Origin of the sequence: Duganella sp. CT11-25, from assembly GCF_047302815.1 — a bacterium.
Classification (GTDB): Bacteria; Pseudomonadota; Gammaproteobacteria; order Burkholderiales; family Burkholderiaceae_D; genus Rugamonas.
The window spans coordinates 850,992-862,783 of the sequence record NZ_JBKBFD010000001.1 but is presented as its reverse complement, the minus strand read 5'-3'; the positions used below and the strand labels follow the sequence as shown (position 1 = coordinate 862,783).

14 protein-coding genes are annotated in these 11,792 nt (G+C 56.4%); 11 read left to right on the top strand and 3 right to left on the bottom strand.

Features of this window, described 5'->3' with window-relative positions; all coding sequences use genetic code 11:
* On the bottom strand, positions 1 to 207 hold the full coding sequence (locus ACEN9F_RS03435; RefSeq protein ID WP_413417845.1) for a hypothetical protein: 207 nt from the start codon (positions 205 to 207) through the stop codon (positions 1 to 3).
* A 530-nt stretch (positions 208 to 737) separates the two neighbouring features.
* Between ACEN9F_RS03435 and ACEN9F_RS03430 the strand changes: the two genes are divergently transcribed.
* Genes ACEN9F_RS03430 through ACEN9F_RS03380 form a run of 11 tightly spaced genes read left to right on the top strand, consistent with a single transcriptional unit; the run spans position 738 to position 10,047 of the window.
* Entirely contained in the window at positions 738 to 1,289 is a 552-nt protein-coding gene (locus ACEN9F_RS03430) for a hypothetical protein (protein ID WP_413417843.1), read from the top strand.
* On the top strand, positions 1,282 to 1,806 hold the full coding sequence (locus ACEN9F_RS03425) for a hypothetical protein (protein ID WP_413417841.1): 525 nt from the start codon (positions 1,282 to 1,284) through the stop codon (positions 1,804 to 1,806). Before ACEN9F_RS03430 ends, ACEN9F_RS03425 begins: the two co-directional genes overlap by 8 nt.
* Positions 1,806 to 4,151, top strand: coding sequence for a cohesin domain-containing protein (locus ACEN9F_RS03420; protein ID WP_413417839.1), 2,346 nt, complete (start codon positions 1,806 to 1,808; stop codon positions 4,149 to 4,151). The genes ACEN9F_RS03425 and ACEN9F_RS03420 overlap by 1 nt, the downstream gene beginning before the upstream one ends.
* Positions 4,151 to 4,645 (top strand): type II secretion system protein, encoded by a 495-nt coding sequence (locus tag ACEN9F_RS03415; RefSeq protein ID WP_413417838.1) that lies wholly within the window; start codon positions 4,151 to 4,153, stop codon positions 4,643 to 4,645. The genes ACEN9F_RS03420 and ACEN9F_RS03415 overlap by 1 nt, the downstream gene beginning before the upstream one ends.
* A gap of 11 nt (positions 4,646 to 4,656) precedes the next feature.
* Positions 4,657 to 5,019, top strand: coding sequence for a type II secretion system protein (locus ACEN9F_RS03410; RefSeq protein ID WP_413417836.1), 363 nt, complete (start codon positions 4,657 to 4,659; stop codon positions 5,017 to 5,019).
* A complete protein-coding gene (locus ACEN9F_RS03405) occupies positions 5,019 to 5,489 on the top strand; it encodes a type II secretion system protein (protein ID WP_413417834.1) in 471 nt (156 codons plus the stop codon). Before ACEN9F_RS03410 ends, ACEN9F_RS03405 begins: the two co-directional genes overlap by 1 nt.
* A gap of 3 nt (positions 5,490 to 5,492) precedes the next feature.
* Positions 5,493 to 5,936, top strand: coding sequence for a type II secretion system major pseudopilin GspG (gene gspG / locus ACEN9F_RS03400; RefSeq protein ID WP_413417832.1), 444 nt, complete (start codon positions 5,493 to 5,495; stop codon positions 5,934 to 5,936).
* A gap of 11 nt (positions 5,937 to 5,947) precedes the next feature.
* Positions 5,948 to 7,132, top strand: coding sequence for a type II secretion system F family protein (locus ACEN9F_RS03395; protein WP_413417830.1), 1,185 nt, complete (start codon positions 5,948 to 5,950; stop codon positions 7,130 to 7,132).
* Positions 7,132 to 8,790: a GspE/PulE family protein gene (locus ACEN9F_RS03390; RefSeq protein WP_413417828.1), complete on the top strand. Its 1,659-nt coding sequence runs from the start codon at positions 7,132 to 7,134 to the stop codon at positions 8,788 to 8,790. Before ACEN9F_RS03395 ends, ACEN9F_RS03390 begins: the two co-directional genes overlap by 1 nt.
* Entirely contained in the window at positions 8,771 to 9,535 is a 765-nt protein-coding gene (locus ACEN9F_RS03385; protein ID WP_413417826.1) for a hypothetical protein, read from the top strand. Before ACEN9F_RS03390 ends, ACEN9F_RS03385 begins: the two co-directional genes overlap by 20 nt.
* A complete protein-coding gene (locus ACEN9F_RS03380; protein ID WP_413417824.1) occupies positions 9,532 to 10,047 on the top strand; it encodes a PilN domain-containing protein in 516 nt (171 codons plus the stop codon). Before ACEN9F_RS03385 ends, ACEN9F_RS03380 begins: the two co-directional genes overlap by 4 nt.
* 120 nt (positions 10,048 to 10,167) lie before the next feature.
* On the opposite strand, the gene ACEN9F_RS03375 is transcribed toward ACEN9F_RS03380, so the two are convergent.
* Together ACEN9F_RS03375 and ACEN9F_RS03370 are read right to left on the bottom strand one after the other, a co-directional pair.
* Entirely contained in the window at positions 10,168 to 10,578 is a 411-nt protein-coding gene (locus ACEN9F_RS03375) for a hypothetical protein (RefSeq protein WP_413417822.1), read from the bottom strand.
* 10 nt (positions 10,579 to 10,588) lie between these two features.
* A complete protein-coding gene (locus ACEN9F_RS03370) occupies positions 10,589 to 11,791 on the bottom strand; it encodes a porin (RefSeq protein ID WP_413417820.1) in 1,203 nt (400 codons plus the stop codon).
* Position 11,792 lies beyond the last annotated feature (1 nt).

The window sequence follows — 11,792 nt, the reverse complement described above, 5'->3', positions numbered from 1 at the left end:
TTAGATGCGGCAAAGATAGCAGTGGTGGATGGTCGGTTCTATAGCGTCGCATTCGAAACCAGGCTCAACGCTGACTCTTATCCTGGCGTTAATCGATACATGCTTTTCAACGATGCGAATATAGCCGTTGAGGAGGCGCTGGCGGCGAATCTCGCTTGGCGGAAAGCTGGACATCAGTGTTCCGAAATCAGCAACGGGTTCGATCATTGGCAAGTCGCCTGGGTATAGCATCATGACAAGGCACCCGGTGTCATGCAACTTATCCCTAAGAGCCAGCATCCAAATGCTCCTGGCGGCACGTTTTGGGAGACAATGCATCCTGAGGGGTGATGGTGGGTTTTCAATCTGGGGAAGATAAATCATGAAATTAACTGATCTGGTTTCTTATTTCCGTCGTGGTGGAACATTTGAAGAATTTTGCAAGGTGCAAGTTATTAATGTCGATAAGGATACCTAGTCGCATGCAGCGGATTCAGACACAGATCTCTTCTGTAGCGCTATGAACGACCTACCTATATCCTAGGAATTGAAACAGTTTTCAATCGACCTGATTGTGAAGGTAAATTGGATTAATTCTAACCAATTGTTGTACAGCAGTTTAAAAAATTATTCAAACTAAAGAATCATGATACTCTGCATTGACGGTTCATGAAATGTAATAAATATGGCTTTGCTGCGAGTGTTCCGTTTTCACGGGATACTGCAGCCTTAAGCTCCCTTGGGCTGCGGCGAGCGTTATGATATTGGATATATTCCCCTTTCTGCGGTTCCATTTCCTTCGCCTGTTTGCCGCTCAGCCACTTGCGCTGCTTGCGCTGTCATTAGCAGCGTTTGCGGTAATTGTGACTTCGATCGTCTATTGGCACGAGGCCAGCCTGATCGCAGCGGAGAATGATGGTTTGGCAGAACTGAGGGGGCAGGCTAAACTCAATGGCGCCAACCGTAATCGGATTGCGTCGATAGCGTTCGTCGCGCCCTCTCTGCCTTGGTTCCAAGGCACGGATCTGGCCGCGCAACTGAGCCGTATTGCTGACAACGCATCGTTGCCTGTTGACGAGGTGAGTTATTCACTCGATGAGGGCGCTAATCAGCCTTATATGCGCTACCACGTAACGATGACGGTTACGGCGACTTATCCGGCAGTGCGGCGCTTCGTGCGGGATGTCACGGCGATTCTGCATAACGTCGATCTGGATGCGATCAGTTGCAAGCGCAGTGACATCAATATCGCTCCACTCAGTTGCGATTTGGCCTTCTCCGCATTCTTCCGGAAAGAGGCGCATGGATAAGGCTGCACGCTTACGCTGGGTGATTCTGTTGAGCGCGCTTGTGGCAACCGTCGTAGCCATTCTTCTCCCGGAGCAAGAAGAAGCCGAGGTGGCGGTCCGACCTGGGCATCGGTTTGCCGCAGCCGGCAACAGTCCGTTGATAACAGCTTCCGTTGCTCAGGACGATGCCGACACGCGCGATGATGGGAGTGATGCCGATCCGTTTGCACCGCGCGGCTGGCAGCCGCCTCCACCGCTTGTTGCCGCACTAGCATCCACGGCGCCGTTATCGGTCGCTCCGGTTGATATCGCACCACCCGGTCCGCCGCCGTTGCCGTTCCGCTTTGTTGGAAGCTTTGCCGATGGTAGTGAACAACTGGTATATCTGGCGCGCGGCGAGCAAGCACTGGTGGCGCATAGCGGTGACGTGCTAGACAGTATTTATAAAGTCATGAGCATCGGCCCGACCAAGATTGAATTTGAACATATCCCGACCAGCACCAAGCAAACGCTGGCCATTCCTGCGCGTGACAATTGATGACGATCCTCATTTCTCTCTCTTTTTTCTGGCGTAGAGTCAGCGCTTTGTTCTTACTCTCGCTGCTGGCCGGCTGCGCTGCAGAAATGCATCACAGCGATGGTATGCTTGCCATGGAACAGCAGGACTACTCCAAGGCGATTGCTGAGCTTGCGCAGGCTTCACAACTCAAGCCCCGTGATTTGACCTACCGCAGCGATTGGTTGCGCGCAAGGGAGACGGCCACGGGCAAGCTGCTGGCGGCCGCATCGGCCGCTGTGGCGGACGGCAAGCCGACCTTGGCCGAGCAAGCCTACCGTAAAATTCTCAAGTACGAGCACGACAATGCGCGGGCGCTGGCGGGACTGGAGACCTTGGTGCTTGTCGCACGTGCCGACGCAGATGCAACCCAAGCGCGCAAAGCATTCAAGCAGGGGGACTTGTCGCTGGCAGCGAACTTGGCCACGCGCGCGCGCGTCAACGCTCCAGATCAAGCCGAAGCCAAGGCGGTGATGCGTGATATCGAAGCGGTGAAGTCACAGGAAATGCTGGTCATGCCGAGCTTGGGCAACGTCTATAGGAAGCCGATCAACCTGGAGTTCCGTGATGCCACCATCAAGATGGTATTCGATGCGTTATCACGCACGACCGGCATCAACTTTATCTTTGACCGTGACGTAAAGGGGGATCAGCGAACCACGGTCTTTCTCAAACAGACCACGTTGGACGATGCCATCGATGTGATTCTGTCCACCGGCCAGTTGGAAAAAAAGGTGCTCAATGGCAGCAGCGTCCTGATTTATCCGAATACGCCGGCCAAACTGCGCGAGTACCAGGATCTGATTGTGAAGGCATTTTATCTTTCCAATGTCGAAGCCAAGCAGACTGCAAGCATGCTGAAGACTGTCCTGAAGATCAAGGATGTCTATGTCGACGACAAATACAATATGCTGGTGCTGCGCGAAGGCCCTGAAACCATCGGCTTGGCCGAGAAGTTGATTGCGCTGCAGGATCTGGAAGAGCCGGAGGTGATGTTAGAGGTTGAGGTACTAGAAATCAATCGGACACGTCTGCTGAACTTGGGTATTCAGTGGACTGATCAAATCAGCATTACACCACTGGGTGGCACAACGACCAGCACAGGCGGAGGCGGCAGTGGTTCAGTAGCAACCGGTACCTCGACGATGAAGTTAAGCGACCTGAAGTCGTTGAATTCATCCTCTCTTGGTATTACCGTGCCCAGTGCAACCATTAATCTGAGCAAAACGGATGGCGATGCCAACCTGCTGGCCAATCCGCGTATCCGCGTGCGCGATCACGAGAAGGCCAAGATCCTCATTGGAGACAAAGTGCCTGTGGTGACGACAACGAGTACCAATACCTTCGTGACGGAAAACATCCAGTATCTGGACGTGGGCCTGAAACTGGAGGTCGAGCCGGATATTCATTTACGCGATGAAGTGGGCTTGAAGCTGAGTATGGAAGTGAGCTCGCTCGTTTCATCGGTGAAGACCAATAACGGCTCACAAGCGTATCAGATTGGCACGCGCAATTTCAGCACTGCGCTACGCTTGAAAGACGGCGAGACCCAGGTGTTGGCCGGCCTGATCAATGACAACGAGCGTTCTTCGGGAAGCCGGATTCCGCTGCTGGGCGATGTGCCGATACTGGGGCGTTTGTTTGGCAGCCAGAGCGACAATAACCAGAAGACAGAGATTGTGTTGTCGATCACGCCGCACCTTATCCGCAATATTCAGCGTAAGGGGGCGCTGGCCGAATCGTTCTGGTCTGGTACGGAAGCACGGCTGTACAACAAGCCACTGATGCTGCGTAATTTCGACGCCGTTACGGCAGCCGCAGGTGCCCCCGGTACCGCAGGCAAGCCAGCCGTAGCGAACTCTTCCGGGGGGCTGACCCCGCCTGACACGCCCATGTCACCGCCAAGCGCTGCCAATGCGCCGAAGCTGAGTTGGGAGGGGCCTGAGCACGCTAAAGTAGGGGAGGTTATCACCTTCAATTTGAATATGAATAGTCCCGATCTGCTGCGTGCTGCTTCGCTGCAATTGGCGTTTAATCCGGCCGAGCTGGAGATTCAGTCCGTGAAAGAAGGCGATTATTTCAGCCATGCAGGCAAGAGCAATTTTAGTCACGCCATTGACAATGTGAGCGGCCGGGTATCGCTTGGTGTGGGTGGCAGCGATGACAATGGTGCCAAGGGGGCTGGGCGGTTGCTAGTGGTGACGGCGCAGATACGATCGGCCGCCAATCCGCTTGCTATTGGCCTTGTCGCGATGACGCCGATTGGGGCCGAGACCGCTGTCGGGCGACCGGGCTTGCCGCTGGTGTACAAAATGGTGGGCGAGTAATGAGAATGCCAAGCCTCCAGCGTCGTGCTGTCAAGGGTTTCAGTTTATTGGAGTTGCTGGCCTCCGCAGTCATCCTTGGCTTGCTGGCCACGGTGGCCGTGCCGTTCGTTGAAACAGCGGTCAGGCGCGAAAAAGAGCATGATCTGCGCGTTGCGTTGCGTAGCCTGCGGCAGGCGATTGACGCTTATAAAGAGGCGTCTGCCTCTGGCCGCATCCCGCTGGGAGAAGGGCAGAGTGGCTATCCGCCAGAACTGACGGCGCTGACAGAGGGCGTTACGGATCTGGCACATCCTGGTGGCCCACCGTTGTATTTTCTGAGGCGCATACCACGCGACCCGTTTTCGCCGGATAGCACGATAGCGGCGATCGACACATGGCGCAAGCGTAGCTTTGCTTCCGATGCCGAGCATCCGAAGGAAGGCGACGATGTGTTTGATGTCTACTCAGGCTCAACGCAGATGGGCTTGAACGGCGTGAGGTATAACGAATGGTAGGCAAACGTCACATGGGATTTACCCTAATTGAGCTGCTGGTGGCGCTGGCAATCGTCTCGCTTATCGTCGCGGTGGCTGCGCCGCGCTATTTCGGTAATATCGACCGTGCCCGGGAAGATGTTTTGCGCGAGGATTTGTACGTGCTGCGTAATGCGATCGATCACTATTATTCGGATAAAAATCTGTATCCAAACGCATTGGCAGATTTGGTGAAGGAAAGGTATCTGCGCAAGATTCCGGTCGACCCATTTACCCAAAGCGCCAACAGTTGGATTGTCGTACCGCCAGCCGATACCTCGCTGGCCGGTGTGGCGGACGTGAAAAGCGGTGCGCCGAACACAGCCCGTGACGGCACTTGGCTGAAAGATTGGTAATGCAGACGCAAGGTGGCTTCAGCTATGCGATCGTGATGTTTCTCGTGGCTGTGCTGAGCCTGGTGTCGACGCGCGCCTTGGAGAATAGTTTGACAAGTGCGCGGCGTGACAAGGAGGCGGAGTTGTTATGGGTCGGACAGGCGTATCGCCGCGCTATACAGGAGTATTACCAAAACACACAAGGCTCGGACAAGCTCTACCCGGCCGCGCTCAAGGATCTCTTGGAGGACACCCGGCCCATTCTTCTTCACAGGCCATTGCGTCGTCTGTATCGCGATCCCATCACGGGCGGTGACATGGTTCCGATACGGCAGGGCGGTGGGGAATCCGGACCGATTATCGGCGTGCGCTCGGCATCAGCGCAAACACCGCTGAAGACTGATGGCTTCCCAACCGAGTTGGCGAACTTTACCAACGCGGCTAGTTATCAGGGATGGCAGTTTATTTATGAACCCAGTACAGGGAAATAAGGCATGAACAAGACATGGACGAAAAACCGGCAAGTGCGACAGGCGCGCGGCTTCACATTGCTGGAACTTCTTGTGGTGATTGTGATTATCGGTTTGCTGGCAGCTTTTGTGGCGCCAAGGTATTTCGGTCAGATCGGGCGTTCCAAAATTCAAATAACGCGCGCCCAGATCGAGTCGCTCGATAAGGCGCTGGACCAGTATCGGATCGATACCGGCCATTATCCTTCGACCGAAGCGGGATTGGTGGCCCTGACTGCGGCGCCTCCCAACGAACCTATGTGGCATGGCTCGTATCTGAAGAAAGGTGTTCCGCTCGATCCTTGGGGAAATCCATATAGCTATAAGATGCCGGGTTCAAACGATCGCGAGTATGAGGTCGTCTCGTTGGGGGCCGATGGCAAGCAGGGCGGCGCTGGTGACGATGCCGACATCGTCAGCTGGCAATAGGAGATTCATCCATGCGTTTTCGCGCCAAATTACTTAACAGCCAGATGGTTGTCGAGTACGCCGATATCGAGGCCTCCAGCGAGGAGGAAGCGCGACATATACTGGTCACCTCCGGTGGCCGGCTGCTGGAGCTGCGTGCCGTTGGCGCCGGCTGGAAGAGGTCTGGCGCTCAGAAGGCGTTCAATCTGTTGGTGTTTAACCAGCAGCTGCATTCACTGCTGGACGCAGGTCAGACGGTCGTAGATGCGGTCGACGTGTTGGGGCGTAATGATCGCCGCGGACGTCATCGCGGCATCTATGACACTCTGCTGTTGGGGCTCAAGCAGGGTAATCAGCTATCGGATGCTATGGCAGGCCTGCCTTCGGTTTTTCCGCCGTTGTACGTCGCCATGGTGCGCTCCAGCGAGACGACTGGCACTGTGCGGGCTGCCGTCCGTCGTTACATGCAATATCAGCGGCAGGTCGAAGAAATCCGTGGCAAGCTGAAAGCGGCAGCTACCTATCCGGCCATTCTATTGAGTGTAGGCAGTTTGGTGATCGTTTTTTTGATGCTGTATGTGCTGCCTCGCTTTAGCGAGGTGTATGACGACGCTGGGACGGCGCGCAACGCTACGGCTGGGTTCGTGCAGCTGTGGGGGAGCTTTGTTCGCCATAACACGCTGTTGGCATGGGGAGTTGTGCTTGCCGCAGCTGCTACATTGGCCGGATTGGCCGTGCATCCGGCCATGCGTGCCGTCGCGTACCGCAAATTGCTGGACATGCCTTGGGTTGGCGAAAAAATCTGGACATTGCAGTTGGCGCGGTTGTACCGTACTTTGGGGATGTTGCTGCACAGTGGAGTGAGTATTCTGACCGCGATGCGTATGACACAAGTGTCGCTGCCACAAGCCATGCAGCCCCATATGATGGCTGCGGTCAAAGCCGTCAGCGAAGGCAGGTCGATATCGACAGTGATGGTCGAGAACGAGTTGAGTACAGAAGTGGCGCAACGCCTGCTTCTGGCTGGTGAGTCTTCGGGCAACCTGGACGAAATGATGGAGCGGATTGCGGATTTCTATGACCAGGAAACCGCTATCTGGATTGATACGGCCGGCCGTTTGATTGAACCGGCACTAATGCTGGGAATCGGCCTTGTGGTGGGAGCCATTGTGTTAATGCTATATAGCCCGATTTTTGATTTGGCAAACATCGTCTAATGCCTATGGATAAATTGAACTCGTCTTTGCTAACTGACGTGACGCAGCGAGCCACGCCCCCCATTCAGTGGCTGTCGATGCTTGCCGACAGTTTGGGCGGGACGCGCGACGATGTGATGGTAGCGGTAGCGGATCTGTTGGCGATCCCGCTTGTGAGTGCGCAGACCGTGCAGGCGCTTGTACCTGCATTTGAACGCGCCGGGTATGCCGATATGGTGGCGCGCGTGCTGATAGTGGGACCGGATGAGCAGGGACGCCTGATCGCTATCATGGGACTGCCGCTCAATGCGCAAACTGGCGCATGGCTGGCGCAATTTTCTCTGCATGAGATTTATGTCGCAGATCCAGTGGCCATTCAGCTCAAACTGGAGTCGCACGAATCGATGTTCAGTGCCGTGGCGGATGCAGTAGGAGAGGAGACAATTAGCGAGTTGGAGCGTGATGGCAGCAGCGATCTGACCCTGAGCTCCATTCAGGGCGAAGCCAGCCCGGCAGTACGGCTGATCGATTCGACCATCTTTGACGCCTTGCGATTGGAGGCCAGCGACATTCACCTGGAGTCGCTGCCGCAAGGGATGGCGATCAAATTCCGCATTGATGGCGTGCTAAACCATATCGCTGCCGTAAACAATACGGGTTTAGCTGAGCAGGCTATCGCTCGCGTTAAGGTGCTTGCAGAGCTGAATATTGGCGAGAAGCGTATTCCCCAAGATGGGCGGTTCCGCGTCTCGGCCAAGCGGCGTGACATCGACATTCGTGTTTCAATCATGCCGAGCATTCACGGCGAAGATGCGGTGCTTCGGGTGCTCGACAAAAAGGCGCTGACTGACAGTGTGCAGCGCCTGACCCTTGATTCACTTGGATTTGACAGCCGGACCATTCAGTTGTTACGTAGGTTGGCGGCGGAACCGTACGGAATGATGCTGGTTACGGGGCCGACCGGGAGCGGTAAAACAACGACGCTGTATGCTGCGTTGACGGAAATTAATCATGGTGAGGACAAGTTCATCACCATTGAGGATCCGGTCGAATACCAACTGCCGGGAGTGCTGCAGATTCCTGTCAATGAAAAAAAAGGACTAACTTTTGCGGTTGGTTTGCGTTCAATCTTGCGTCATGACCCGGACAAAATCCTGGTGGGCGAGATTCGCGACCCCGAGACAGCGCAGATTGCGGTGCAGTCAGCGTTGACTGGGCACATGGTCTTTACTTCAGTCCACGCCAACAATACCTTTGATGTAATTGGGCGCTTCATGCATATGGGGGTTGACCCCTACAACTTTGTGTCCTCGCTGACTGGCGTCGTTGCGCAGCGCTTGCTGCGGCAGAATTGTATGAACTGTAATGAACCGGTCATTGTGGAGGCGCAACTGCTGGCCGAGTCCGGTATCCATGATCCTGAAAATTACCGCTTCCATGCAGGGCGTGGTTGCTCCATCTGCCGTAATACCGGATACAAGGGACGGCGTGCGATCGCGGAGGTGTTACGACTGACGGACGAGATCCGTGAAATGATTATTGCGCGGGCCTCTATCCGTGCGCTGAAAGAACAGGCCCGGCGCGAGGGCACGCGGTTCTTGCGTGATGTCGCACTGGAGTTGGTGCGTGAAGGTCAAACCACATTGCAGGAGGTAAACCGTGTCACTTTTGTGGCCTGAAACAATTACTGTTGGCCTGTTTGGCGATCGGTGCTGGCTGCGGCGTGATGGGGGCGAGGTAGGCCAGGCCGATGCGGGCAGCTCGGACCCTGCAGCGTGGTTGTGCGCGCTTGAAACCATGCTGAACGGACAGCGCCGACCGGTCAAGAAATTCAGTAGCTTGCATATGGTAGTTTCAGATAGCGCTTGCATGTTGACGCATCTGCCATGGCAGGATGAGCTGCATGGCCGCAATGAGATCCAGGCCTATGCACAGGCGTGCTTTGCGCACCAGGGGGGCGAGCCTGTTGCCGGTTGGGTGGTGAAAGCGGGGTTCCGCAAATTCCGGGCCGCTGGGCTTGCCTATGCGGTGCAGCAAGACTGGCTATCTTCCTTATTGGCGTTGACTCAAAGGCATGGATTGAGATTGCGTTCTGTACTGCCTGCATCAGCGGCGGCTTATTGGTATAGCCGTACGCCGCGCAAGGCCGTCAGCCTCGTGTTGCTGGCCGAACCGACTCGGATGACGGCTCACCTCTACGACGGTGGATGCTTGCTAGGGCTGGACGTGCAGCCCGTCACGACAGACTTGGCAACGGCTGGAACGCGTTTGCTCAGGCGTGTTGCCCTTGTTAGCCCTCGCATTGTACAAGTTCAGTATTGGCAGGCCACGCGGATGGCAACTGCCGATGACATTGGATTCATTGCCGCTTGCCTGCCCGAGGCTGAAGTGCTTTACCTCGATTTTGCATGGAGAATCCGATGAGCGACTTAGTGCGTTATCTACAACCCATATGGCCCAGCCGCGTGCCTTTTCTGATTGGGAGCGTCTTGCTGGTGGCACTGGCCTTCTGGATCGCTGAGCGTGCAATGTCGAATCACGACGAGCTGCAGGCTCTTCGGATGCAGAGCGAACAGCTCCGGCGTGCGCTAGCCGTCAAGCCGGTGCCTAAAATTGGCCGTGCTGAGCAAGAAGAGCAGAAGCGTTGGTCGGCGCTCAAGGCCGAGCGCAATTTTTTATGGACGCCAGTTTTCACTGCGCTGGAACGGGCAGGCAACCCCAGCGTCGAATTGTTGGAATTTCGGCCAGATAAACGCGGACACTACTTGACGCTGCAAGGTGAAGCGAAGGATGAAGCAAGCCTGATGGCGTTTATCGAGTCGCTGTCCGCGCAGCCCATACTGCAACACGTGCATTTGACTCATCGGAAAATCCGCCACCGTGATCGGCTTACGACGCTTGCTTTTGAAATAAAGGCTAACATGCAGCCACGCTGATTCTGGCGTGATCTCGGAGTGGCCACGGTATTTTTAATCGCGCAATTTGGATTTTGAATGTGAAAACAAGAAACGCCTACGTTGCCGCTGGCGTTTCGAGGTTCAGCTCTCGCATGCGGCTTACTGTACTGTGAGTATCACCTTCACGCTATCATCCACCGCCGACTTCTCGATGTAGCCGATGGCGCTGACATCGGCCGCCACAGCCTTCTTCACGTCAGCACTGGACCCCATCTCCTTGGGCGCCGAGGCCTTGCCGGTAAACACCAGCTTGGACCAGATGGCCTTGACCTGCGTGGCGTCCTTGTCCAGCACCTTCTTGTAAAACTCGTTGCGCAATGGCCCGTCGGTGTGTTCGATAGGCGTGAATAGTGTCGATTTCCCAAGGAAGAACTGGCCTGCCTGTTCGCTGAACATGCGCGTGGCCGGATTCTTCGGATTGACGATGACGACGATTTCCGCCGCAAAGACAGGGGCCGCGGCCAGCCAGACGCCAGCCGCCAGCAGCAGCTTGCCGATAGTCGTATTCATGGCGTTCTCCTTAGAAGACGAAATCGATGCCAGCGGCATACACGTTGACCGTACTACCGGCAAAGCCAGGCTTGGCGTTGATGAAGTAGCCTACGCCGTCCTTGGTTTTGATCCGGTCCATCTGGATCTTGAAGGCGGCCGATTTGTAGAAGTCCCAGCGCAGGCCAATGCCGTTGGTGGTCTGCAGGCCGGACTTGATCGCGCCGTTGGCGCCGGCCGTCAGCGCGGCCAGCGGGCCGGTGGTCGGCATCCCGGTGAAGTTGCGGATGCTGTCTTGCTTGACGTCGCCGTGCACATAGAACGGCACGAACTTGCCCCAGCGGTAGCCGGCCATGACGTACCACGAGCTGGTGTCCGGCACCAGGCGCGTGTCGGTCTTGCGCTTGGCGTATTCGGCCATGCCGACGATGTTGTTGTAGTCCATCGAGATGCCGACCGAGGTGAAGGTGCCCTTGACATCCTCGGTCGGCACCTGCGCCACGATGCTGGCCAGGCCGACCGCCTTCAGCGTGCCCACCAGCGAATTGATGCTGGCGTTGTCGCGCAGGCTGAATTTGGCCTGCGAACGTCCCAGGCGATAGACGAACGGGCCGTTTTCCAGCAGGACCTGGGTCGACACCACCGGCTTGAACTCGACCTGGTAATTGCCGGGCGACCGTACCGTGGCGTGGCCCACCGCCGCCTGCGCCGTGACGGTGCTGTCGCCGAAACTGTGCTGGTAGATCACGTCGCCGCCGTCGGCGCTGTCCACGGTGACCTGGCGATACACTTCGTTCGGCGGCCGCAGCATGGTGTTGGCGTAGCCGACGTTGCGCACGTCGGAGATCATGTACACCGGCAGCCCGACGCGGCCGACGCGGACCGAGAAATCATCATTCAGCTTGAACTTGGCGAAGGCCCATGCCAGCTCGGCGCCGAACTGGTCGTTGTTGCCGTTCTTGCGCACCAGGCCTTGGGCGGTAAAGGATATCGTGTCGCTCCACTTGGCCGTGGCCTGGATGCCCAGATTCGAATCCACGCCGGGGCGCGCATCCTTGCCGACGCCGGCCGCCTGGTTGACGCGGTTGAATTCCGCCTGGTCGGAGTTGGTCATCGTGAGGGCGCCGGTGCCAAAGCCGCTGACGGTGATCGGCATGCTGTCCTGGGCGTGGGTGCTGGCGGCAAAGGTGCTGAGTATCGCTAAGGTGCTAAGTGCAAGCTTGGGTTGTTTCATC

Bases quoted from the DNA above. Each gene is read 5' to 3' on its own strand.
- ACEN9F_RS03415 (WP_413417838.1), top strand. From the start codon at position 4,151: ATGAGAATGCCAAGCCTCCAGCGTCGTGCTGTCAAGGGTTTCAGTTTA.
- ACEN9F_RS03390 (WP_413417828.1), top strand. From the start codon at position 7,132: ATGCCTATGGATAAATTGAACTCGTCTTTGCTAACTGACGTGACGCAG.
- ACEN9F_RS03425 (WP_413417841.1), top strand. From the start codon at position 1,282: ATGGATAAGGCTGCACGCTTACGCTGGGTGATTCTGTTGAGCGCGCTT.
- ACEN9F_RS03405 (WP_413417834.1), top strand. From the start codon at position 5,019: ATGCAGACGCAAGGTGGCTTCAGCTATGCGATCGTGATGTTTCTCGTG.
- ACEN9F_RS03430 (WP_413417843.1), top strand. From the start codon at position 738: ATGATATTGGATATATTCCCCTTTCTGCGGTTCCATTTCCTTCGCCTG.
- ACEN9F_RS03420 (WP_413417839.1), top strand. From the start codon at position 1,806: ATGACGATCCTCATTTCTCTCTCTTTTTTCTGGCGTAGAGTCAGCGCT.
- ACEN9F_RS03435 (WP_413417845.1), bottom strand. From the start codon at position 207: ATGATCGAACCCGTTGCTGATTTCGGAACACTGATGTCCAGCTTTCCG.
- gspG (WP_413417832.1), top strand. From the start codon at position 5,493: ATGAACAAGACATGGACGAAAAACCGGCAAGTGCGACAGGCGCGCGGC.
- ACEN9F_RS03370 (WP_413417820.1), bottom strand. From the start codon at position 11,791: ATGAAACAACCCAAGCTTGCACTTAGCACCTTAGCGATACTCAGCACC.
- ACEN9F_RS03395 (WP_413417830.1), top strand. From the start codon at position 5,948: ATGCGTTTTCGCGCCAAATTACTTAACAGCCAGATGGTTGTCGAGTAC.
- ACEN9F_RS03375 (WP_413417822.1), bottom strand. From the start codon at position 10,578: ATGAATACGACTATCGGCAAGCTGCTGCTGGCGGCTGGCGTCTGGCTG.
- ACEN9F_RS03380 (WP_413417824.1), top strand. From the start codon at position 9,532: ATGAGCGACTTAGTGCGTTATCTACAACCCATATGGCCCAGCCGCGTG.
- ACEN9F_RS03410 (WP_413417836.1), top strand. From the start codon at position 4,657: ATGGGATTTACCCTAATTGAGCTGCTGGTGGCGCTGGCAATCGTCTCG.